Annotated in this window: 21 protein-coding genes and 4 pseudogenes; 22 read left to right on the plus strand and 3 right to left on the minus strand. The window is 40.7% G+C overall.

Going from position 1 to position 22,631, the window contains the following annotated elements; all coding sequences use genetic code 11:
• Positions 1-98: 98 nt before the first annotated feature.
• From R7E38_RS16615 to R7E38_RS16645, 8 genes are all read left to right on the plus strand, one after another.
• Positions 99-494: a hypothetical protein gene (locus R7E38_RS16615; RefSeq protein WP_230623512.1), complete on the plus strand. Its 396-nt coding sequence runs from the start codon at positions 99-101 to the stop codon at positions 492-494.
• A 144-nt stretch (positions 495-638) separates the two neighbouring features.
• Positions 639-1,472 carry an HNH endonuclease signature motif containing protein gene (locus R7E38_RS16620; RefSeq protein ID WP_318081900.1) on the plus strand — a complete coding sequence of 278 codons (834 nt, stop codon included), beginning with the start codon at positions 639-641 and terminating at the stop codon, positions 1,470-1,472.
• Between the two features lie 94 nt (positions 1,473-1,566).
• On the plus strand, positions 1,567-1,902 hold the full coding sequence (locus R7E38_RS16625; RefSeq protein ID WP_318081902.1) for a TonB family protein: 336 nt from the start codon (positions 1,567-1,569) through the stop codon (positions 1,900-1,902).
• 140 nt (positions 1,903-2,042) lie between these two features.
• Positions 2,043-2,756, plus strand: coding sequence for a hypothetical protein (locus R7E38_RS16630; RefSeq protein WP_318081904.1), 714 nt, complete (start codon positions 2,043-2,045; stop codon positions 2,754-2,756).
• Between the two features lie 887 nt (positions 2,757-3,643).
• Complete coding sequence (locus tag R7E38_RS16635; RefSeq protein ID WP_172563201.1) at positions 3,644-3,820, plus strand: hypothetical protein; 177 nt, start codon at positions 3,644-3,646, stop codon at positions 3,818-3,820.
• A 111-nt stretch (positions 3,821-3,931) separates the two neighbouring features.
• A complete protein-coding gene (locus tag R7E38_RS23565; protein WP_005445732.1) occupies positions 3,932-4,228 on the plus strand; it encodes a type II toxin-antitoxin system YafO family toxin in 297 nt (98 codons plus the stop codon).
• Positions 4,229-4,236: 8 nt separating this feature from the next.
• Entirely contained in the window at positions 4,237-4,509 is a 273-nt protein-coding gene (locus tag R7E38_RS16640; RefSeq protein WP_104979334.1) for a hypothetical protein, read from the plus strand.
• 147 nt (positions 4,510-4,656) lie between these two features.
• Positions 4,657-4,998 carry a trypco2 family protein gene (locus R7E38_RS16645; RefSeq protein ID WP_104979332.1) on the plus strand — a complete coding sequence of 114 codons (342 nt, stop codon included), beginning with the start codon at positions 4,657-4,659 and terminating at the stop codon, positions 4,996-4,998.
• Positions 4,999-5,768: 770 nt separating this feature from the next.
• Here R7E38_RS16645 and R7E38_RS16650 read toward each other — a convergent pair.
• Positions 5,769-6,152: a hypothetical protein gene (locus R7E38_RS16650; protein WP_136977030.1), complete on the minus strand. Its 384-nt coding sequence runs from the start codon at positions 6,150-6,152 to the stop codon at positions 5,769-5,771.
• Positions 6,153-6,522: 370 nt separating this feature from the next.
• Here R7E38_RS16650 and R7E38_RS16655 point away from each other — a divergent pair, with 370 nt between their 5' ends.
• From R7E38_RS16655 to R7E38_RS16675, 3 genes are all read left to right on the plus strand, one after another.
• Positions 6,523-6,822, plus strand: a complete 300-nt coding sequence (locus R7E38_RS16655) for a hypothetical protein (protein ID WP_053350298.1) — start codon at positions 6,523-6,525, stop codon at positions 6,820-6,822.
• A 618-nt stretch (positions 6,823-7,440) separates the two neighbouring features.
• Positions 7,441-7,782: a hypothetical protein gene (locus tag R7E38_RS16665; RefSeq protein ID WP_115386057.1), complete on the plus strand. Its 342-nt coding sequence runs from the start codon at positions 7,441-7,443 to the stop codon at positions 7,780-7,782.
• A gap of 131 nt (positions 7,783-7,913) precedes the next feature.
• Entirely contained in the window at positions 7,914-8,552 is a 639-nt protein-coding gene (locus R7E38_RS16675; RefSeq protein WP_318081908.1) for a class I SAM-dependent methyltransferase, read from the plus strand.
• Between the two features lie 199 nt (positions 8,553-8,751).
• On the opposite strand, the gene R7E38_RS16680 is transcribed toward R7E38_RS16675, so the two are convergent.
• Positions 8,752-9,261, minus strand: a complete 510-nt coding sequence (locus R7E38_RS16680; protein WP_017191342.1) for a hypothetical protein — start codon at positions 9,259-9,261, stop codon at positions 8,752-8,754.
• An 872-nt stretch (positions 9,262-10,133) separates the two neighbouring features.
• Positions 10,134-10,419, minus strand: a pseudogene (locus R7E38_RS16685) (PAAR domain-containing protein); the annotation flags it as partial.
• A gap of 1,333 nt (positions 10,420-11,752) precedes the next feature.
• On the opposite strand from R7E38_RS16685, the gene R7E38_RS16690 reads away from it, so the two are divergent.
• From R7E38_RS16690 to R7E38_RS16750, 11 genes and pseudogenes are all read left to right on the plus strand, one after another.
• On the plus strand, positions 11,753-12,751 hold the full coding sequence (locus R7E38_RS16690) for an alpha/beta hydrolase family protein (RefSeq protein ID WP_318081909.1): 999 nt from the start codon (positions 11,753-11,755) through the stop codon (positions 12,749-12,751).
• Between the two features lie 142 nt (positions 12,752-12,893).
• Complete coding sequence (locus R7E38_RS16695; RefSeq protein ID WP_053397246.1) at positions 12,894-13,322, plus strand: SHOCT domain-containing protein; 429 nt, start codon at positions 12,894-12,896, stop codon at positions 13,320-13,322.
• A gap of 162 nt (positions 13,323-13,484) precedes the next feature.
• Positions 13,485-14,034: pseudogene (locus R7E38_RS16700) on the plus strand (nucleotidyltransferase family protein).
• A 2,290-nt stretch (positions 14,035-16,324) separates the two neighbouring features.
• Positions 16,325-16,693, plus strand: coding sequence for a hypothetical protein (locus R7E38_RS16705; RefSeq protein WP_318081910.1), 369 nt, complete (start codon positions 16,325-16,327; stop codon positions 16,691-16,693).
• Positions 16,659-17,150 carry a hypothetical protein gene (locus tag R7E38_RS16710; protein WP_033907468.1) on the plus strand — a complete coding sequence of 164 codons (492 nt, stop codon included), beginning with the start codon at positions 16,659-16,661 and terminating at the stop codon, positions 17,148-17,150. The genes R7E38_RS16705 and R7E38_RS16710 overlap by 35 nt, the downstream gene beginning before the upstream one ends.
• Positions 17,151-17,315: 165 nt before the next feature.
• Positions 17,316-17,471, plus strand: a pseudogene (locus R7E38_RS16715) (N-acetyltransferase); the annotation flags it as partial.
• 338 nt (positions 17,472-17,809) lie between these two features.
• Entirely contained in the window at positions 17,810-18,160 is a 351-nt protein-coding gene (locus tag R7E38_RS16720) for a hypothetical protein (protein ID WP_104975420.1), read from the plus strand.
• A gap of 1,102 nt (positions 18,161-19,262) precedes the next feature.
• On the plus strand, positions 19,263-19,601 hold the full coding sequence (locus tag R7E38_RS16735) for a hypothetical protein (RefSeq protein ID WP_104975418.1): 339 nt from the start codon (positions 19,263-19,265) through the stop codon (positions 19,599-19,601).
• 7 nt (positions 19,602-19,608) lie between these two features.
• On the plus strand, positions 19,609-19,860 hold the full coding sequence (locus tag R7E38_RS16740) for a hypothetical protein (protein ID WP_128740517.1): 252 nt from the start codon (positions 19,609-19,611) through the stop codon (positions 19,858-19,860).
• 646 nt (positions 19,861-20,506) lie between these two features.
• Entirely contained in the window at positions 20,507-21,019 is a 513-nt protein-coding gene (locus tag R7E38_RS23570) for a 5'-nucleotidase (protein WP_411978681.1), read from the plus strand.
• A pseudogene (locus R7E38_RS16750) lies at positions 20,995-22,617 on the plus strand (autotransporter assembly complex protein TamA); the annotation flags it as partial. The gene R7E38_RS23570 and the pseudogene R7E38_RS16750, both read left to right, overlap by 25 nt.
• Positions 22,618-22,631: the final 14 nt, after the last annotated feature.

Raw genomic sequence — 22,631 nt, forward strand, 5'->3', positions numbered from 1 at the left:
CAATTTTTCAACTCGAAAACTGCTCCACAATCTTTTTGAGTTCCTGGACTAGGGAGCCTCGTGACCTAATCAGGGCTGGGAGAGTAAGCGAGGATGCAATGGTCCATCTAGATCATATTGTAAATGAAATTATGCGTTCTAGAGATTCATTGAGGGCTGACAACACATATGTAGGCTCACCTTTGCAAAGCCAACTAAATAGACTTATTGGGTTGTCTTGCGCACCTGTTAGCCGGGAACAGCAAACTAGTATCTCTCTATGTGATCCAGGGAATGCTGAGTTGCCCTTTGAGGGTACGCCAATCAAACTCGAATATTTACTAAATAAAATAAAACACCGTCGCCGTGATGCTGCAAATTTCAGAATTGACGCAAGTGGATCCCATATATTTATTATAGCTGTTGATAAACCGAATCAAGACCCTGACTCAGTTGTTGAGTTCTTAGTAAAAGAGTTTTGCCAATACTGCAATGATGTAGTTTCAGTAATATAGTTTTCCTAACAAACTGTTCAAGAGTGATTCGCAACGCGTGGCATTTTTACTATGCGTTGCGTTTAGTGTTTAAGGTGGTATGCGGCGGCATCGGTATTGCATTGCTCACACCTTAACAGGGCGTTAGGCGATTAGGAGGGTTCATTGTTCGAAGTTGGTAAAATCTATAACCGTCGCTCTGATATTCACGGTGTGTACAAAGGGCAACAGTATGGTGGTATCGCTACGCCAGCTAATTATCCTTATGTATTTATATTTACCAGTGATGCTGGTGAAGAGTTCGGCTATTCCGATGGTTTTGGCCCTGATGGTACGTTTAGGTATACAGGCGAAGGTCAAGAGGGTGATATGCAGATGGCCAAAGGTAATTTGGCAATCTTCGAGCACCAGCAAAACAAAAAAGAAATCTTGTTGTTTGAGTCGACGACAAAAGGCTTTGTGCGTTTTGTCGGAGTATGTAGTTACATTGAACACCACATCGAGCAGCGACCTGACAAAAACGGTCAACTTCGAGATGCTTTAATTTTTCACTTGGACGTACTTCCGCAATCAAGGCTTCCGGGAGTGGGAAGTGGCAAGGCTCCTTACTTAACCAAACCGACTAAAAGCAAATCACTTAAGCAATTGCGCGATATTGCTACGGCTGTGACTCCGAACGATGTGGACGTTAAAGAACAAGTTGCTCATGTCCGTTATCGCAGTGAGGCTATAAAGTTATATGCTAAAAAGCGCGCAAATGGGGTTTGTGAAGGTTGCAGAAACAAGTCACCCTTTGAAACTAAGGCAGGACCTTATCTAGAAGTCCATCATTTAACTAGGCTTGCTGACGGTGGTGCTGACTGCCCGGAAAACGTTATCGCTCTATGTCCTACGTGTCATAGGAGAGCGCATTATTCAATCGACAGCAAAGAGTTCAACGAACAGTTGTTAAGAATAGCCCTTAGCATCGAAGAAAAAATCGCCCAACAAAGCATTTAAGAGTGATTCGCAACGCTTGGCAAGTTCGCTTCGCTCAAGTATAGCCAAGCGTCGCTCACACCTTAATGCGGCGTTATGTTGTCAAAGATTAAGTATGAAGATTTTAATATTATTTATAGCGGCATTATTGTCTGGCTGCGCTGGTTTAATTGAAAGTGCTAGTTCCCCAAATTATCGAGAACACAAAGCTCGGGACAGTGTATCGCCGAGGAATCATAAAGGTTCAAGGAAAAACAAATTAGTCGGTACTGTTGTACTCACGTTTAATATTAATAGCCAGGGTGATGTGATTGGCATAATGGTTACTGATTCTGTACCTAAAGGAGTATTCGATGCTGAAGCTGTGCGAATATTATCAAAACGGAAGTATGCGCCTTCCAAAAAAGGGGAAACTGGCCCTAAAAAAGCTAAGTTCGAGTTTAAAATTTGACACATAACAAACTGCTTAAGAGGGATTCGCAACGCGTGGCATTTTTGCTATGCGTTGATTTTAGTGCTTAAGGTGGTATGCGGCGGCTTTTGTATTACGTTGCTCACCCCTTAGCAGGGCGTTAGGCGAAAGGAGTATTAATGGGCGAAGAAGTATGCAACTGGACTCCACAAACACTAGTAGAGCTAGTTAAAGCGGTAATATGGCCGTTAACGATCATTATTCTGGGCTTTAGATTCAAATCGGGAATCTCGGAATCGCTACAACGTTTTTTTGCGAGAAATAGCGTTTCTGAAGTGTCTGCTTCTACAAATGGTATATCTGCAAAGTTTGTAGCTGAAAAACAAGCGTCAGAGTTAAAAGAGTCCGTAATTTCAATGACGCTACCTGAAAGTATGGCGTTGGAGTCAATTAAAGAACAACATGATAGAGCTCAAACTGAGTTTAGCGAAACTCTATACCAACATGTAAAAAGCCATTTAGAAGCATTAAAACTAGAACCACTTGAGCAAGTTGAACTTCTATCTCGTGAAGTTTCACTATTACAAAGTAGCGCACGTTACCACGAAATAGGTAAGGTTCTTTTCCGTTCGCAGTTTAATCTGTTAAACAATGTCATTGTAAATGATAATTTTATAACAAAAAATGAAGTTCAAAGTTACTTCGAGCAAAATAAGAATCACGTTGGCGACGCATTCAGAGAATGGGATTGGATTAAATATGTTTCGTATCTTATTACATCGGGGTTGCTTATCGATCACGAGGGTGGCTATAAGTTGACGCAAGTAGGACGTTCTTACGTTAAGTTTATGTCTCGTAATCCCCAATTTATTGATGACCTTGGAAAACTGTGAGAATTCGCCTAACAAACTGTTCAAGAGGGATTCGTAACGCGTGGCATTTTCATTATGCGTTGATTTAAGTGATTAAGGTGGTTTGCAGCGGCTTCGGTATTGCGTTACTCACCCCTTAACAGGGCGTTAGTCGCCAGAAAAAGCTAGCAGTCAAAATCATGTTTCTAAGCTCAAAACTTGGCTACTGGTTGTTTGATTCATAGTTCTATCTTCGACGGTCAAAGCTCAGTTTCATCGGTTCTAAATCAATGCATTGCTATTTCCCAAGCGGTTGTTTCGTTCTTTGGTGGTGATAGAGCGGGGCAATCGAAAATCTGTTTTTGGTTGCAAATCTGCTCGGTGAGTTTGTTGGTTTAAAGGCTTATTTACTAGCTGAAAGGACGTTTTCTTTGGTGTGGTAAGTTCCACATGGTTTCAGTGACTTTGTTGAAAGTCCACACTGTGAGATTGGTTTTCCAAAAGCGCTTTTGGGTGTTGTTAGTCCGTTTTCTACGGCGCTGTTTGTTCCAAGTGGTTTCATTGAATAGCCGCTTTGAGACTACGCCTGACTTAAGTACATCAAAGCACATAAAGTTTGTTGTTCGCAAAGTTTAGTTCAGCTTAAAATTGTCGCTCGGTGCCTCGCGACTAACAAACTGTTCAAGAGGGATTCGCAACGCGTGGCATTTTTTACTTTGCGTTGGTTTTAGTGTTTAAGGTGGTATGCGGTGGCTTCGGTATTGCGTTGCTCACCCCTTAACAGGGCGTTAGCCTTTTTACCGAACTCAGCTACGTATTTCATTTTGTTACACAGTAGTCATTGGTTTTGTCGCATATCGACGATTGACAAATAGGTAAATAAGTTTGGACTGAATATCTTCGATCTCTCGAGAAAAGGAGATCAACAAATGAAAATAAAAAATCGATCTATTGTATTATTAAAATCAAAATCTCAATGTGTAACTTATTCAGGAGATCCGTTGCATGACAAGGTGCGGATTATTTCTGCTGCGGCCAACTCAAAGAGAAAAATATTGTCACGAGCTGAGATAGCAAAAACTATACTCATTGTGGAAGAGGAATAGTGAATGAGTGATAAAGTTAGAATATTTGCTTATAAGCTGTTTAAAGATTCGCTCTCCCCTGATGTTTATGAGGCTTTAAAAAACAAGTTTCGTGAGTACAAGTAAAAAGGTGTGCAACCACATGATTTTGGGAGAGATACGACGTTTGATTTTCCCGAAAAGCTTCGATTATCCGGGTTGCGACATATACATATAAAAGATAAAACGTCCAAGCGTTGGAACTTGAAGAAGTTTGCATTTGATAAAACTAGCAATACAGCTCTTATCTATTCTAGTAACTATTTTGATGACAATTGCTATTTACTTATTGGTTTGCTAGATAATGCTCATCACGCCTACAAAAATAACCTATTATATTTATTGGAAATGTCTGATATTGCTGATAGCTTTAGCAATAAAAATTTATAGGAACAAATATGAAAACCACTTTAAACTGGAAAAAAGGCACACCACCAACTCCCGGCATTTACTTTGTAGCACTGAAGTTGGGGCAATCTATAGGTAGATATGACTTCATGCTGTGGAGTGGAGAGGTGTGGGAGACAGATCAGCAGGTTGAAATTATAGCCTATGTAGATGCCGATGATATCAAAATGGCGTTATCCCCAGAGTGGCCAGAGAATTCTGATAGAAAATTGCCTCAAACCAATAAAAAAGATCTCCCTAATGATATTTGGGTAGAAGATTAAAACTAAAGGCTAACAAAGCATTTAAGAGTGATTCCCAACGCGTGGCATTTTTACTCCATCGTTGGGTTTTGTGTTTACGGTGGTATGATTAGGTTTCGTGGTAGCGTTGCTCACACCTTAATGCGGCGTTATGTGAAAAGAGGATTTATGGAACTTAGAGCGTTTATAAAAGAGTCAATCAAAGACATTATGGGTGGTGTTCATGATGCGCAGTTGGAAATTGAATATGGAGAAGTCGTTCCTAAATCTAGTACTAAACTCTCTGTAATTGAAACTGGCTTAACTAGCATACAAGCTATCGATTTTGAAGTATCAGTCAATGTTGTTGAAAATGCAGGTAGTGAGGCCAAGCTAAACGTCGTGGCCGCAGTGGTGAATGGTGGAGTTAAAGGTAATAGTTCAAATTCATCGGGTCATACAGCAACTTTGAGCTTTAAGGTTCCAGTCAAAATGCCAGTTCACAATCAGAGTAAATCAGACACAGAGTAAAGCTATCACTCGTGTTGTGAAATTTCACATAACAAGGTGTTTAAGAGGGATTTGTCAACGCGTGGCATTTTCAATTCAAATTAACTTAAGTGTCTAAGGCGCTCATATCCGCTTTGGTGGTAGCGTTGTCTCACCCCTTAACAGGGCGTTAGTACGGGTCTGGCATCAAAGGTCATAAGTTTTGGTGTTTATCTATTTTGGCGTTCGTCTTTACACCTTTGAGCGTGTGCGTTTCACGTTCTTTCCGGTGGCACTATATGCGGAGTGTTTGCTTTTATTTCTCCATTTACGGTTTCTAACTCTTAGCCTATTTCTTTGGCGCTTCTTCTCTTTCGTGGTTTTTACTACGTCAGAATTGTCTTTCTTTGGTGCTGCCGTTGGAGTTAGAGGATCGAATCCTTTTCTAATTTGAAGCCTGTGAAAGTAGGGCAGGTCAGTGCATTTTTCTTCTAGCCAACTCTCGTCTCTTAATCGAGTTTAAGTTTTGTAGCTGCCCGTCTCACTTCAGCGTTCAAAGCCTTTCATATCATGCCACTTTTCAATATCTTGGGGCGCATAAATAGAAGTAGTGCATGTACTAACAAATTGCTTAAGAGTGATTCGTAACGCGTGGCATCTTTACTATGCAGTGGCTTAGGGTGACTAAGGCGCCGTGCGGTAGCTTTTGTATTGCGTTACTCACACCTTAGCAAGGAGTTAGGCAAATGAACTAGTGAGTTGGACTTTGAATACTCACTAGCATTGTCTCTCAAAGGCAATATTTCAACGGTTTACGAGAACCACTTCCATGGTTGCACAATTACAACCCCAAATACCAACGATAGTATTATTCCAAAAGAGTGTTTTCCATTTTGATTAAGTTCTGTGCAAACAATCTGTAACAAAGAACCTACTATAAAAATAACCCACGCAATTATTGGAATATCTTTTTCTAGCCCGAAGAAGCCTAGTATAAAAAGTGATGAAAATAGTGCAACTAAATACACCATGATAGTGTTTCTTGTGTTGTCGAATGTTTTTTCTCTTTTAGAGTCGGAAGGACTACAGAGGTAAAGTATATTTGCTATACACAATGCGATAGCTGCTGACGACTGTGAGTAGTAACCGTAGTTTTCGCCTAACATCGTCTTCATAGCTAAAGCTATTTTTGCCAAGCTAAACTCCATTTGTTTATCCGCATAGGCAATGATAGTGCCGCCAATAGCTAATAAAATAAGAAGAGGTAAACAGGCAGTTATTCCTTCTGTGAAAACTTTAAGCCATTGTTCGAAACCGCTGTCGCTTCTCGGTTTCCTTCCATTTAGTTTTGCTGACTCCTTAGAAAAATTACGAAAGCAGCCCGTTAGTGGACGGGCTTGAAAGTTAAGTGTTGGTAAAAAGCTGCCAGAAGGATTGTGTTTTAACTATTTAGATAAAGACCATCCTTTACTTAACGTTTCAAAACCAATGCCAGCAAGAGAGTTGCAAATGCGGTTAGAAGAGTTGGCTGAGATAATGATAAATACTAATCAAAAGGTATAAACTATGAAAGAATATTTTTTGCCACCGAAAGTTTTTGATGAGATTCTGGCATATGCAAAAAAAGAAAATTTTTCCGAGTTAGAAAAATTGGTAGGTAAACATGATAATGGGACGATATTTGTCGAACCATGGGAAGTCGAGATGCTCTTGAATGTGGCGAAATTATGGCGACTAGAGGCTTTATTGAAATACCCTTTTTGGGATAGTGACCATCCTAAATACGATCCTTGTCAGGAAGATTTATTCATGGATGAGCAAGAAGAAAAATGGGGAAAAATTGCTATGACATTCCCCGACGATTAATTAAGCATAATAAAGCATTTAAGAGTGATTCCCAACGCTTGGCATTTCTCATTCTATCGTTGGGTTTCGTGTTTACGGCGGTCTGGTTAAGTTTCGTGGTAGCGTTGCTCACACCTTAATGCGGCGTTATGTTTAATTACGTAAAATCAGTTACTTGCATCTTTTCTTGGCTTTCTAGTTTCGGTTTTGTCGGCAAGTTGACTTCATTGGGCGCTGTTTTCTGGACTCCTATTCGTGGGCGCGAAAAATTCAGAGAGTTGCCTCATTGAAACCCAGTGTGTTGGTGAGGAGAGTGAAGTGTTCTCAATTCCAAAGTTAGAGTTCCAGTTTTCGGTTTTTCACGCTAAAACTCAATGTTAGTAAAATCGAATTTATGAGTTAATTCAGTTTTTTAGCTTCTGGTTTTGGTTTTCAACGGTAAGTCGAGTTAAGCTCTTGGTTTCGTAAACTTAACCCTTTGAGCCTTAAACATAACAAGGCGTTCAAGAGGGATTCATGCCGCGTGGCATTTTTGGTATGCAGTGAGTTTTGGTGATGAAAGTGGTCTGCGGAAAGTTGGTTTGTGCGGCATTCACCCCTTAACGCGGCGTTAGCTTAAATCATCAACAAGGATGTGTAATGAGAAACAAAAAATGGTTTTTTGCGGCGATTTTGCTCATTGGTGGTCCTTCACTACTGCCATTTAGTTTGGAAGTGATTTCTGCAATCGAGTTATTTGGCTTTTTGGGTTTATGGACAATTTATTCATCCTACGCAGAATATTTGGTGAATCATCCTAGATTCAAAAGAGGTTTTTGCTTAGCGACGAGTTGGGATTTTCAGCCTCAAATGCTGTTCTCTATAAGTGAGCTTAAGGAATGTCCCCAGCTAGTTTTCCATATGGTTCCAGTTCAAAGTATTATGGTTTGGACTCTGAATATTCTGTTTTGGGGTGGTGTAGCTTGGTGCTACATAATTTAAGCTAACAAACAGTTCAAGAGGGATTCAGCACGCGTGGCATTTTTGGTATGCGTTGATTTCGGTGTTGAAGTGTCATGCAGTAACATAGGTATTGCGTGCTTCACCCCTTAACTGGGCGTTAACAGTCAAGGATGAATATGAAACAAAACTACCAAGTTCATGAAGACATGTATGTTGAAGCTCGCGAAGCTGGCTGGGAAGGTTTGGGTGGCAACGAGCGAATGTCTAAAGCAGTTTTAGTTGAGCGTTTTCTCGAGCTATTTAAACGACCGGTGCAAGGTAAACTGCTCGAACTAGGTTGCGGTGAAGGACATCATTGCAGAGCTTTCCAGAAGTTAGGCTTTGAGGTGGCAGGTATAGATATTTCACCAACCGCAATTAAATGGGCAAAGGAAAAAGCCAGAGCAACAGGAGTCGAGGGTAATTATTATTTAGCGGACCTAACGGTAGCGTCTCTTGAACTTACAGAACGTTATGATGTTGTCATTGACGGTAATTGCTTACATTGCATTATCGGTGCAGATCGAGTCATATTTTTGGGTCATGTTTATCGTTCACTATCTGAAAATGGGGTATTTTTTGTCAGTAGCTTGTGCTCTAAAAATGAAATTAGCTATGAAACTTATAGAGATGGCAGTCCATATCGTCATGTTACCTCTGAAAGTGATCTAGTTGTTGAACTAGAGAAAGCAGGGTTCCAAGTGCTTCATGTCAGTGTCTATGAGCGTGAAACTTCAAACCACATAACGGTGTATGCGATAAAAGCATAATTTTGTGTAGAAAAAACTGCTAACAAATTGTTCAAGAGTGATTCGGCACGCGTGGCATTTTTACTATGCGTTGGTTTTAGTGGTTTAGGTGGTATGCGGCAGCTTCGGTATTGCGTGCCTCACACCTTAATTGGGCGTTAAGTGATTTCTCATAACTTAACCTCCGAACCACAAAATTGAGGTTCGGAGGTTAGTGGGGTTATAGTTGTCCTAAGTCGATTTTTTTAGCAATCAACTTCATGGTGTCTATCATTCCATGCTCAAACAGTAGCGAATCAGTAAAGGTATACGACTTAGACCAAACGCTTTCGGGTTCTTTTCGGTCGAGTGTTATAAATGCATATCCACCACCGCCATTGCCATCTGCATTAAAAGCACGCCTCAGCTTTAACCGTTCACCGTCTACAAGCCCTTCGTCATTAAATGTGCCTTTGGGTAAGCCGCCTTCGGCTTCGGTTTTGAAAAACTTACCTTCTAAGGTGTCTAAGAACCACCGCAAGCCATATTTTGGGAACTCGATTTGGTAGTGTAGCCATTCGCTTTCGCCGTCTAGCTTATCGGTAAAGTATTTCGCGGTAGCAAGGATTATGTAGTCATCAACCAATAAAAAGTAAAAGTTTTTCGTTGTTTCTTCATCATCCGGTACCGTAGCAATCAAGTTTGGGTCTTGAGCAACTGTGAGTGGGTTGATTTCTTTAAACTGCTTCATCTGTCTGCTCCGTTTCCTATATCAATTCTCATAATGGCTCCTGCGTTCTCTAGTTCTCCTAGCGTTTGTGGGTTTTTATCCCACGTAAAGGTTTCGGGCGGGCCGTATTCCAGTTCATCATCAATGTCGCCAAAAGGCGTCGTATCATACTTAACATTTAAATCCTTAGTCACGCCGTTACCGAGAAAATCTTGGTTTGCGCCTAAACCTTGTTCTATTTGGTATCGGGTTCGCAACGTGTCAGTCTGGTTCGTAGTAAAGTCGAGCTTTTTGCAATATTTAGTAAAATCTTCTTGTTTCTTAATGTCGATGCCGCGTTCTTTAGCTGTTACTTTTACCTGCTCGTAATAGCGACTGAACTCTGGAGTCAAACATGGTTCAATTAAATCAAGGCTGTCTGAAAATTCGCTACCGAGTTGTGTCTTTGCGTGTTTTCCCATCTCTCCGTATGTAGGGATAAAACTGACCATATCACCGAGTTCGGCGGCTTTTTCATGGTCAATCAAAAGTATGGTGTAATCGCATGTTGGGTCATAGTCTCGCCCGACTGCTTTGCATATTGCTTCTGGATCAGTATCACCATGCTCTGCTTGTGTAAAAGTGGTAGTCCAATATCGTCTGGCCTTTCCTTCTGAGGGTGGTCCAATATAGCCCTTGTCCCCAGTCCATTCTGATTCGACCACTCGAAATAAGAAACGCTCATCCAAGCCCTTTGCAACCACTTCTCTTTTATCCGCAGTGGTGTAAGGTGAACCCGGTAATGCTGCACCACCTTCACGAGCGGCATCGACATAAGACTTAGCTTCCGCCAAGCGCTGCTTCGCTTCTTCATAAGTTTTGGGCGGTGGTTGTTTATCGGCTCGATATTTGTCACCGATTAAGACAGTGGGGTTGCCAATGACAATCTTGCCTCCGTGACTGGTCGAGTCTCCCATTCTTGCTGCTGGTTTACCGTTAATAAATACGGAGCCAGATCCTTGGCTTATGGAATCAGGGGGACCGACACAGATGAGGCGGTCGCCTTTACGAGCAGCTGGTAGACCGCCAATTTTTTACATTGGGTGAGCCAGCGACTACAGGGCCTCCCACATGCGGAACTTTAGCAGTAACCTTGGGGCAGACGTGCATTGATGTTAATGTTGCAGCGGGTTTTCCCATGAAAACATCCTTTTTGTGGGTTAGGTTGCATATCTTAGCCTTTGTAAGGAAACTATCTTCTTTGGCTGGTGTAATATTTGGAAGCAAATCACCTAACAAACTGTTTAAGAGTGATTCGCAACGCGTGGCATTTTTACCATGCGTTGTTTTTAGTGTTTAAGGTGGTATGCGGCAGCATCGGTATTGCGTTGCTCACACCTTAACAGGGCGTTAGTTTGCAAGAGGAAAAACGCAGCTATACCGCATGATCTAGTGGTAAAAGCTCAAAGTCGAAATTGTCATATCGGCGTTCAATTTCAGTGTTAACTAGCGTGGTGAAAATCCAAAATTGGCATCGTTTCAACGGTTGATTTGTTCTTTAATGCGGCGATTTTTGGGTTAACTGAGTTAAACTTTTTTGCTGAAACTCTGCTCGTTGAGTTTGTTGGTACAAAAGCCGATTTACCCGCTGAAGTGGCGTTTTCTCTGGTGTGGAAAGTTCACGTGGTTTCAGTGAGTTTGTTGAAAATCCGCATTGTGAGATTAGTTTTCCAAAAGCGCTTTTTGGTGTTGTGAGTTCGTTTTCTGCGGTGTTGTTTGTTCCAAGTGGTTTCATTGAGTAGTCGCTTTGAGACTACGCCTGACTTGATTGCATCAAAACACATAAAGTTTATTGTTTGCAAAGTTTAAAATAACGTAAAATCAACGCTTTGGGTTTGCAAACTAACAAACTGCTCAAGAGGGATTCGCAACGCGTGGCATTTTTACTATGCGTTGAATTTAGTGATTAAGGTGGTTTGCGGCGGCTTTTGTATTGCGTTGCTCACCCCTTAGCAGGGTGTTAGTTGCCAACGAGAAAAACGCAACTAAAGCAGAATGTTTAGGGTTAATGTCTGTGTGTATTTGGCTCGGTTTTGTGTTTTGAATTTTTGGGCTTTGGTTTGCGGAAATTGTGATTCTCCCTTTTCTAGTTTGCCGTTTCAGAAGCTGATTCATTTGTTGAAAGTCAGTTCTGTGACATTGTCTTTCCAAAGAAGTTTTTTGTGTTGTTAGTCCGTTTTCTACGGCGTTGTTTTTTCCAAGTGGTTTCAGTGACAAGCGCTTTGAAACTGCGCCTGATTTGAGTTTTTCAAAACACATAAAACTAGTGTTGGCAAAGCTGCATTTAACTTCAAATCAAAGCTTTAGGCTTGGCAACTAACAAAGCATTCACGAGGGATTCACAACGCTAGGCAGTTTTGGTTTGAATTAGCTTAAGTGTTTACGGCACAATGGTTTAGGTTGGGTGGAATGCGTTGTTCACCCCTTAATGCGGCGTTATATTTTTGTTTTACGTCAGTGGATAAAGGAAAATATGAAAAGAATAATTTTAGCCTCTTTATGCTGCTTCAGTTCGGCAAGCATGGCGACTATAGGCATTGCCGAAGATAATTACCAAGATAATGAAAGGGATAGGCTCATTGAGGCTAAGCTCTTTTACCCAACAACTATGACCGCACCTGAAACTATTTTCGCTGAAAACATAGCCTTCTATGGGTTTAAGGCTGCTAAATCAGCAATCCCAAAGGGTAGGGATTTTCCATTGTACATCCTAGTTCACGGAACATCGGGTAATTGGAAAAATCTATCATGGCTTGGGAGCGAGTTAGCTGAGAAAGGTGCTTTTGTCGTTTCAGCAAATCATCCTAGTTATACAACAGGTCAAGCTACGCGTGAGAGTGTCCTTAGAATGTGGGATCAGCCTAGAGATGTCCCCTTCCTTGTTGATCAGATACTATCAAGTGATTACGCTCAATATGTAGACAAAGATAATATAACTGTCATCGGTTACTCTTTGGGTGGTTACACAGCATTAGCATTAGCAGGCGCAAAATTCGATATTAAGGGGTATCAGGAATACTGTAATCAGTACAATGATGCATCATGCGATTATTACAGCAATGCATTCAATGATCTTTCACAACAGGAACGCCTTATGATCTCAGGCGATTACAGAGATAAACGGATAACAAATGCAGTTGCTATCGCGCCAGGTTACGTGCCTGCGATATTACCCAAATCGTTAGATACTTTGTCGGCAAAGACTGTAATAGTTGGTGCTGAATTGGACAAGACTATCCCGCCCAAATTACAAATTACTCCGTATATAAATACCAGCCTAAGCAACCTTTCTTACAAAGAAATCAAAGGTGCTTCGCACTTTAGTTTTATGCAAGTTTGTAAGCCTCAAGCTGTTGAAATATTGGCAGAAGAGGGAGCAGCTTTTGTTTGCCAAGAAACTGGTAACGTCGATCGAAGCTCAATTCATCAAAGGTTGCTTGAGGTATTGAGTCCACTGAAATCAAAAATATAACAAACTGTTTAAGAGTGATTCGCAACGCGTGGCATTTTTAGTATGCGTTGATTTTTGTGATTAAGGTGGTTTGCGGCGGCTTTCGTATTGCGTTGCTCACCCCTTAGCAGGGCGTTAGGCGGCTAATAAAAAGGAAAAAGAGATGTCTGAAGATAGAGTTATTGGGGATTGCCCATTTTGTAGAAAAAACACTCAGTTTAGAAAGCTAAGTTTTTCAGAAAACCTGGGTACCGTAGGGGACTTTCTTGGCGGGGCTTTTTTTGGTGGAACGGCCAAAAAAAGACAGTCGGCTAAAACAATCTTCAATGAGGCAACTGAGACAAGGGCATTTCCTAACTACATATGTGAGTCCTGTGGTGCCAAGGTAATGAAGTGTAGTTGTTGTAAAGAAATTATTCCGTATCAGCATGATGGTAGTAGCCACCAGTGTTTAACTGATATGGGTGTAACTTTAGAACACCCTAATAACTTAATTGAACAACTAGAAAGGCTAGGCGTTCTGAGAGAAAAAGGTATTTTAACTGAAGAAGAATTTATACAACAAAAAAATAAGTTATTGGGACAAGGTTAAATTCAGTTTCATGCACCGCACGCCTAACAAAGCATTTAAGAGTGATTCCCAACGCTTGGCATTTTCGTCTCCGCGTTGGGTTTTGTGTTTACGGTGTATTGGTTTGGGTTAGGTGATTAGCGTTGCTCACACCTTAATGCGGCGTTATGGCGCAGGGCGAAAATGGATAAAATCGTAGAACTAGTCAAACAAGATCCAATCAGAATTGAGGCACTCAATTGTGTGTCAGAGTTAGGTTTGCCGCAGTGCTATATAGCGGCAGGTTTCGTTCGAAATTTAGTTTGGGACTCACTGCATGGTTTCAAAAAAATCCACTCTCTTGAATGATGTGGATGTTATCTACTTTGACCCAAGCGAATCTAATCCCAATAGTTATTTGGAGTATGAAGCACAACTAAAAGCTCGTATGCCTCAGCTTAACTGGCAAGTACGCAACCAAGCTATGATGCACGAGCGTAATGGTGACAATCCTTATAAGAGTTCTGTGGATGCAATGAGTTATTGGCCTGAAAAAGAAACAGCGGTAGCAATTCGCCAAATTGGGCTAAACTAATATGAATGTGTCGCTGCTTTTGGGTTCGAATCCTTATTTAGCTACTGGGTCGCGTATAATCCTAAAAGGTTACGAGAAACATTTGAAAATCGCGTAAATTCAAAAGGGTGGCTAGTTAGGTGGTCATCGTTGAGAGTTACGCCACAACAAAGCGTTTAAGACGGATTCACAACGCTTGGCATGCTCAGCTTGATTCTACTTAAGTGTTTACAGCACAATGGTTTAGGTTTGGTGGTTTGCGTTGTTCACCACTTAACGCGGCGTTAGCTGTTTGTGCAATTTGGTATTGGAGAGTGAAACTAAATGGAAGCAAGATTTAATAAGTTATTAGCGTTCAGTATTGTTTTAGTCCATTTTTTTGCTTTCTCTGGGCTACTATATAAATCTCAAATTTATGGGCATATAGCGGTCTCACCAGGAGAACCTTATGGTTAGGTGACGTTATAGATTTATTGTTTGCTAGTTTAGTTGTCTCGATGTGGTGTTGTGCGATGGTATCCTCAATTGTGGTGACTTTACTTAATATTAAAAGTAACTGGCTAGCTTCTCTGAAAGCACTTTTATACGGCACGGTTGGTCTGGTTGGTTATTTTAACGTTAATAGTTCAATCTCCTAATACGAAACAGCTAACAAACTGTTTAAGAGTGATTCGCAACGCGTGGCATTTTTGCTATGCGTTGCGTTTAGTGTTTAAGGCGGTCTGCGGCGGCTTCGGTATTGCGTTGGTCACCCCTTAACAGGGCGTTAGTACGGGTTTGACATCAAAGGTCATAAGTTTTGGTGTTTATCTGTTTTAGCGCTTGTATTTACACCTTTCAGTTAGTGCCTTTCACGTTCTTTCCGGTGGCACTATATGCGGAGTGTTCGTTTTGACTTCACCGTTTACGGCTTCTAACTCTTATCCTATTTCTGTGGCACTTCTTCTTTTTCGTGGCTTTTACTAAGTCAGAATTGTCTTTCTTTGGTGTTGCTGTCGAAGTGCGGGGAACTAATCCTTTTCTAATTTGAACTGAGTGAAAGAAAGGGATTTAGTGCGTTTTTCTTCTAGCTAACTTTCGTCTTCCCGACGGGGTAAAGTTTTGTAGCTGCCCGTCTCACTTCAGTGTTCAAAGCCTTTCATATCATCTCAATTTTCAATATCTTGGAGCGCATAAATAGAAGTAGCGCATGTACTAACAAATTGCTTAAGAGTGATTCGTAACGCGTGGCATTTTTACTATGCGGTGGCTTATGTGATTAAGGCGCCGTGCGGTAGCTTTTGTATTGCGTTACTCACACCTTAGCAAGGCGTTAGCCCTCAAGGAGAAAATATAAATTGTTTGAATATCATTTAAAAAGAACAAAGTTCTTATTGGTCTTGCAGGGTATATCTGTTGTCGTTCCTCTGTTTCTACTATTTACTTTGCTGTCCCAAGTGACTCAATTGAGTTCTTCAAGTCTTTTTCTCGCATTTGCGCTCGTTCTAGTGATGTTAAGCTTTAACTTGTCTAGTTTATACGGGCTGTTAAAAAAGAAGCTTTGGGCGTTTAAGTTAATGATGGCTCTTTACTTTATCCAGATGATAGGTATAGAAACACCTAACTTTTCCTTAGCCTTTTCTTCTGGAGTTGAAGTACCGATAAGTGTGAATGTCAATGAAGTTACAGTGTCTCTGAACTTACTAGCAATCTTGGTGGTTTGGTTGTCGTATACTAGTCTTAACCTTTTGAAAAAGGGCTAACAAATTGTTAAAGAGTGATTCGGCACGCGTGGCATTTTGACTATGCGTTGGTTGTCGTGTTTAGGGTGTTATGAGGAGGCTTCAGTATTGCGTGCCTCACACCTTAACAAGGCGTTAGTTGCCAACGAGGAAAAATGTACCTAAAGCAGAATGTTTAGGGCCAATATCCGTGTGTTTTTGGCTAGGTTTTCGTATTTCAATTTCTAGTTATTAGGTGTTGTGAAAATCGTGCTTTGGTTCCTTGCGCGATTTGGGTTTTCTGTTTCAGAAGCTGATTAGCTTGTTGAAAGCCTGCTCTGCTGCATTATCGTTCCAAAAGGTTTGTTTGGTGTTCAAATTCCGTTTTCTACGGCGCTGTAAATTCCAAGTGGTTTCAGTGACAGGCGCTTTGAAACTGCGCCTGATCTAAGTATCTCAAGATACGAAATATGGGCGTTGGCAAAGTCCAGTAAACTTCAAGTCACTGCCTTGGGCTTGGCAACTAACAAACTGTTCAAGAGGGATTCCCAACGCTTGGCGGTTTGGTGTTAAATTTGGTAAACGTGTTTACGGTGCTGTTTTTAAGTAAGGTGGTGGCGTTGGTCACCCCTTAACAGGGCGTTATGTTTCCACGGACTCATCTGTGAAATGTATCGACTTTATTGCAGGTGAGACAGCGTTTTCATTGTCTTATAAGCTACTTGTTTTATATTCTTGCTTTTGTTCAATTTCATTGTCAAGGGGCCGCTATGAGCGAAGGAATACTTGAAAAGCGAAAAGGAAATTTTTGTCAGATACAAGGTTTCAAATCAAGCAGAAGATCTTTAAAAGCTATAGAAGAAATGAATCAAGTGATAGAAATGGGCAGTTTGTTGGAAAAAATAATCCCACTTTTGCCTTTTTATTCTATTTTTGCAGGTCGTAAAACGTACGATATAGTAACTATAGGTGCTGCTGGTTGGCAAGCAAACACTTATGATTGGGAAAACTTTCGTAAAGCTATGCTAGTAGTTCCGGCCGTAAAGAGAAGACGATTAGAGAATATTGCAAATTTACAACGACTTCACTCAAAGGGAAAAGAGTATGAATTTTGGACGTGTGTATACAATTCTTTATAGTTTAGTTTCCGTAAGTATTTTTCTCCCATCATATGTATCCGCGCAAGACTTTATTGTAGACATAGAAGATGCATATCGTAACCTAAAGTCGTCGTATGTCAGATTAAATAATGTAGTTGAATCTTGTTTGGATAAGAAAGCTCGAAAGATAGTAATAAGCGATACTTGGCTTAGATCTCAACCAATCGAAAAAAAGAAAGCTATTTTATTTTTTCTACAATATGAAGCAGAAAATAACTGTGTTAAACAGGCAGAACTGGAATACTTACAAGCAGCTTATAAGCTAGCCATACTGGGAGATTCTCAAGCGATAAATGAGTACATCCAGCTAAATAAGTTTGGTGCTATTAGTGAAGATATTCAAAATCAGATAAATAGTGTCGATCGAGAAGAGTTGTCTAGACTTTTAAAATTAGAGAAGTATCAAACTCCATTCGATATTTTCTCTGCTTTTTAGTAATGCGGAGAAAAGAAACATAACAAAGCATTTAAGCGTGATTCCCAACGCTTGGTATTTTCAGTTCAAGGTTGGGTTTCGTGTTTACGGCGCAATGGTTTTGGTTAGGTTGTAGCGTTGCTCACACCTTAATGCGGCGTTAGGTGCTTGAAGGAAAAGGTAAGCATGGAAATTGCTTTTCAGCAGATAAACATTGATGATTTCGAATTGTGCGTTGCTGCGAGAAAAGATGCATGCTTTTGTAGTTTTGGGCATTAAGATGGTTTCGACGATTTCATCAGTGGTTATCGTGAACGAGTATTAGACCGGTTAGCAACATCAGTTCGACAAATTCATTTTTACCGTAGGGCAAGAATATCAAATTATAGTTGACTCTGAGGGTAAGGCAGACAAAGCCGCAAGAAATGACAATATACACCTCCTTCAATTAGATCGTAACAAGCTCCACTTACCTGAAAGTCTAGCGGTTTGGCCGAGCCTAGAATATTTAGCAGTTCATTCCAACAGTGTAGTGTAGCGCCTTAACAAACTGTTTAAGAGTGATTCGCAACGCGTGGCAATTTTACTATGCGTTGCGTTCGGTGTTTAAGGTGGTATGCGGCGGCTTCGATATTGCGTTGCTCACACCTTAACAGGGCGTTATGCTCTAGGAGGTAATTTTGCTCGATTTATTCAAAAAAGTGCTTCTAATTAACCTCTCAGCGGCTCTTATTGTTATCGCTCTAGCTCAGTTTGTTCCATTCTTTGCTACGACTCGGTTGGTCGACTTTCTTTTCTTTGTTGTCATCATCATATGGATTTTAGCGAAGCTAATGTGGGAAGGTGGTGTCCATAGTAAGACGACTCGGTTAGATGATCCTAGAAGAGATAAAGTTTACAAAATGGTAGAAGGGCATGATTTCGAAAAGGACGAACGAGAGCACTATCGAATGAACTACCAAACAGGCTTAGTTTTCTTCATAGCCGGTCTACCGGCGTTTATTGCTTGTTTAGTCCTTCAATTTCTTTAAGTACGAGCATAACAAAGCGTTTAAGACAGATTCGCAACGCTCGGCATTTTTGGTTTGCTTTGAATTTAGAGTTTACGGCACAATGTTTAAGTCTGGTGGTGGCGTTGCTCACTACTTAACGCGGCGTTATGCTTAATCATGTAAAATCAGTGGTTTATGTTTTTCTCTGTTCCCTTGGCTGATTGGCTTTGTGCTCATCGGCAAGTTAGCTTCATTGGGCGCTGTTTTCTAGACATCAATTCTTTGGAGCTAAAAATTCGGAGAGTTGCCTCATTCGGTTACAGTGTAAGTGCGAGGTTAGGGCGGCTGGCTCAACCAGAAACCAGCTTTTAGTCAATAATTGTCCAAGCTTGAATTGTCAAAAGTCTAAGTCTGATTTTCAAAAATCATGAGTCATTTCAGTTTTCTAGATTTTGGCTTTTGTTTGTAAATTAAAGCCGAGTTAATCTTGTTTTTGGTAAAGTGTAACCCGTTGAAGCTTAAGCATAACAAGGCGTTCAAGAGGGATTCGTGCCGCGTGGCATTTTTGGTTTGCAGTGAGTCTTGTGGTGAAAGTGGTCTGCTGAAAGTAGGTTTATGCGGCACTCACCCCCTTAACGCGGCGTTAACTGGCGCAGAAAATACGAATGCACATTGATACGGTTTCTAGGTTCGGAGGTTTAGCGTGTTCGGTCAGTTTCCTTGGCTGAGGTAATGCGACTAATTTCAGTTTGGTACTTAAGTTTACTGATGTGAAAGGCGGCATAAAGCCTTCTAATAATATAAGGCGTTCGCGATTAGTTCGGCGCACTTACATCGCCGAAGTATGGTGTTGTGAGACGCATTTCAAACTAAAGATCAACGGTAATTTTTTTGTTAAACACATATTTGAGTTAGCTTTGCTAATCATTAATTAGCAAAACGAGCTTTGGCGAAAGTGGCTGAAAGATCGGCTAAAACTGAAAGGCGCTCAGTTAACAAACGGTTCAAGAGGGATTCGCAACGCGTGGCATTTTCATTATGCGTTGGTTTTAGTGTTTAGGGTGGCATGCGGCGACTTCGGTATTGCGTCGCTCACCCCTTAACAGAGCGTTATGTGACTTTTAGTGTAGAGGATTAATCGTTGATAGATAGAGAGAAAGAAAAAACCGAGCTTGGTTACGAAAAAACGGCTAGAGATTTGAGAGCCGTAGCCTTTGATACGTTAGAAGTATTAATAGTTAACTTTGTTGTTTTTTATTATCTAATATATCAAGCTAGTAAGGTTGATGACCAACCATGGCTAGACTTGAAAGCCGGACTTAAATATTCATACGAAGCTTTATTTAACAATCATGTATGGATGTTTTCTTTATTTTTAGGGTTTGTGGCTTTTATAATTTCATATGTTGTACGAAGTAAAAAATCGAGAATATCCAATATATTTTTTCCATATGTATTTGGTTTTTTGGCGGTTGTCTAGAAGCTTATTGTCTGTAGCAATAACATTATCAATGTTTAAGTTTTTAGCTCTAACACATGGACATTTTGAGAATAAGGCTGGTTTTGGGGATTTTATATTTTTCCTTGTTAGTATATTTGTGTATATAGGTTTGAGTTTTGTTCTTTTATACGACAATGCTAAATTAGCAAAGGTAAATATATCGAACTTATTTAAAGCCTTAAAGATTATAGCTTTAACGATATTGGCAGTGCTTTTAGTTGCAGTGATTATTTTTTAGAACTTTACTATCAATGTTTCAGTCAATCTATTCAATGTTTTATTGATTTATTCTAATTCACATAACAAAGCATTTAAGAGTGATTCCCAACGCTTGGCATTTTTCATTCCATCGTTGGGTTTTGTGTTTACGGTGGCATGGTTTAGCTTCGTGGTAGCGTTGCTCACCCCTTAATTGGGCGTTATGTTCTTGGGGGTTTATGGAAAACTTCAAAATTAGCAGAATCCACACAAAGTTAGGTATTTTCCGACTATCTGGAATCCTCAACAATGAAAGTGGTATTAAAAATATCAGCTATATTTCTGCTGTATATATGGGAACTGATGGCTGGTGCGAACTTAATTTACAGTCGGAGCATACTCAAAATTTACTGAGAGACATTCAAATTGAAGTGTTGCAGTACCTAGCGTGAGCAAGTTTGTTGCATCGACCAGAGATAGTTTTGTAAATATCAGTGGCTTCAAATAGCTACGAACATAACAAAGCGTTCAAGGGGGATTCTCAACGCTTGGCAATTTTGGTTTTAAGTTTAGCTTTTGTGTTTATGGAACAATGATTTAGGTTTGGTGGCTTGCGTTGTTCACCCCTTAACGCGGCGTTAGTTGCGTCATAGAAAAATTTTAATACGTCAGAAAGGGAAAGGATTATGCCAATAGATTTAACAGAAACTTTGGTTGTTGGGATTTCAGCTACTGCACTATTTGATTTATCTGAAGCTGATGAGATCTTTAGAGAAAAAAACAAAACAGATCCAAACACAGCGATAGACGAATATCGAACATATATGCTTGAGCACGAAGATGAACCGCTAAATGATGGTACAGCTATGCCGTTAGTAAGGTCACTGCTAAATCTCAATACGCACAAAAGTCCGGAAGATAATGCGCCGATAGTCGAGGTAGTTGTAATTTCAAGGAATAGTCCGGAAACTGGCTTTAGAGTATTGAATGAAATTCGTAGGAGAAAACTCCCTATTACGCGTTCAGCATTTACAGCTGGTGAAGCGAGCTCGATCTATTTAGACGCTTTTTATGTCGACTTGTTTCTAACTACCAATGAGCAAGATGCTCAAGAGGTCATCGATAGTGGGGTATGTGCTTCGGCATTAGTTAAAAGGCCCCCTCAGTCAGAGGCGAGTTTGAACGAAGAGCAAGTTTAGAGAAAAATCTTGAAAGTCACCTTACACCACTAACGAAACTCTCTGTTTCAAACATTACCTCAAATCGACTAACGCAGATGGTTAATAATGCGTTAAACCCTTATGGCTACTATCATTCCGAGCTCAATGTTAAGAGATCGGAAAATGATATCATCACGCTTGAGGTTGACGCAGGGGAGGTGATGTTGGTCAAAAAATCTAACCTTGCTGTGTCGGGGGAGGCCAGTAACGACCAGGATTTCATCGAACTAATTAATCAAGCTAAACTTAAACAAGGGCAGCCGTTGCTTCATTCTGAGTACGACACGCTAAAACGAAACTTGATTTCATTGGCTCAGCAAAAAGGTTACTTAGATGGACGTTTTATCGAATCGTCTTTGGAAGTCATTCCAAGTTTGAATCAAGCTCATGTGAATCTGTATTTCTCTAGTGGTTCTCGTTACCAATTTGGAGAGCTCTCTGTCCTTACGTCGGGTATCGAAACGGCTCGAATAGAAGCGATGAGAACATTTGAGTGGGGCGACGATTTTGACACTTTGAAATTGAGTCAATATCAGGCCGATCTCTCCAGTACTGATTGGTTTCGCAGTGTGATTGTGAAAGCGGATTTCGAGGAGGTATCCGATGGTCATAAGGTGCCGATAGAAGTGCTAGCAGAGCCGAATTCACGCAATATTGTGCAAGTCGGCGGTGGGTATTCGACAGACTTGGGGTTACGCGCTTCGCTGAATTGGAGCAAGCCTTGGTATAACGCACGTGGACACAGTTTTGAGGCACAAGCGTACGCTTCCAAACCGGAACAATCGCTATTACTTGGTTACAAAATTCCCACACAAAATGTTCTAACGGATTACTACGGGATTCAGTTTGAATCTAAGCATGTCGACTATCGAGACACATCGAGTTTTTCTAATGATTTATCGTTTGAAAAACACTGGCAGTTAGACAGTGATTGGCAAAGCACCATGCACGTTCGTTATTTGCAAGAGAGTTATCGACAAGCGTCGGAGAATAACGAATCACAGTTGTTATTACCGGGGGTGACATTTTCACTGCTTGATCGTAAGAACGATCAATTAGAAGTAAAGCACCGTCACGTCTACTCATTGGAATACTCAGACCCCAATTTTTTCTCGGATTCTCGTTTGCTACGTATTGAGGGCAATAGTGTTCTGTCTTGGGACATTAGTGAAAAACACAAGTTTCACTTTCGTTCTAATGTTGGCATTAATGTCGCTGACACTTTGAGCGATATTCCATCATCATTACGTTTCTTTGCGGGAGGTGATGGCAATCTTCGTGGTTATGGTTATGAGTCTATCTCTCCGAGAGATGAAAATGGCGATTTAACCGGTGCTCGTTACATGTTTACTGCTGGGCTGGAATATCAATATCAGGTCTACCGCCAATTGTGGCTTGGGGCATTTTATGATGTCGGTGATGCCTTCAACGATAGGGTGGATTGGAAAAGCGGTACAGGGTTGAGTTTGATATGGAGCTCAAAATACGTGCCCGTCAAAGTGGATTTTGCTTACGGTTTAGATGCTCCTCAAGGAGACCAATTCCGCGTTCACTTTTCGCTAGGCACGCAGTTTTAGCGGGCATTAAAAAG

The sequence above is a fragment of the Vibrio sp. Vb2131 genome (assembly GCF_033338535.1).
Classification (GTDB): Bacteria; Pseudomonadota; Gammaproteobacteria; order Enterobacterales; family Vibrionaceae; genus Vibrio; species Vibrio alginolyticus.

Coding starts and splice junctions, on each gene's coding strand:
- R7E38_RS16615 (WP_230623512.1), top strand. CDS start 99: ATGGTCCATCTAGATCATATTGTAAATGAAATTATGCGTTCTAGAGAT.
- R7E38_RS16625 (WP_318081902.1), top strand. CDS start 1,567: ATGAAGATTTTAATATTATTTATAGCGGCATTATTGTCTGGCTGCGCT.
- R7E38_RS16630 (WP_318081904.1), top strand. CDS start 2,043: ATGGGCGAAGAAGTATGCAACTGGACTCCACAAACACTAGTAGAGCTA.
- R7E38_RS16635 (WP_172563201.1), top strand. CDS start 3,644: ATGAAAATAAAAAATCGATCTATTGTATTATTAAAATCAAAATCTCAA.
- R7E38_RS16640 (WP_104979334.1), top strand. CDS start 4,237: ATGAAAACCACTTTAAACTGGAAAAAAGGCACACCACCAACTCCCGGC.
- R7E38_RS16645 (WP_104979332.1), top strand. CDS start 4,657: ATGGAACTTAGAGCGTTTATAAAAGAGTCAATCAAAGACATTATGGGT.
- R7E38_RS16655 (WP_053350298.1), top strand. CDS start 6,523: ATGAAAGAATATTTTTTGCCACCGAAAGTTTTTGATGAGATTCTGGCA.
- R7E38_RS16665 (WP_115386057.1), top strand. CDS start 7,441: ATGAGAAACAAAAAATGGTTTTTTGCGGCGATTTTGCTCATTGGTGGT.
- R7E38_RS16675 (WP_318081908.1), top strand. CDS start 7,914: ATGAATATGAAACAAAACTACCAAGTTCATGAAGACATGTATGTTGAA.
- R7E38_RS16680 (WP_017191342.1), bottom strand. CDS start 9,261: ATGAAGCAGTTTAAAGAAATCAACCCACTCACAGTTGCTCAAGACCCA.
- R7E38_RS16690 (WP_318081909.1), top strand. CDS start 11,753: ATGAAAAGAATAATTTTAGCCTCTTTATGCTGCTTCAGTTCGGCAAGC.
- R7E38_RS16695 (WP_053397246.1), top strand. CDS start 12,894: ATGTCTGAAGATAGAGTTATTGGGGATTGCCCATTTTGTAGAAAAAAC.
- R7E38_RS16705 (WP_318081910.1), top strand. CDS start 16,325: ATGAGCGAAGGAATACTTGAAAAGCGAAAAGGAAATTTTTGTCAGATA.
- R7E38_RS16710 (WP_033907468.1), top strand. CDS start 16,659: ATGAATTTTGGACGTGTGTATACAATTCTTTATAGTTTAGTTTCCGTA.
- R7E38_RS23570 (WP_411978681.1), top strand. CDS start 20,507: ATGCCAATAGATTTAACAGAAACTTTGGTTGTTGGGATTTCAGCTACT.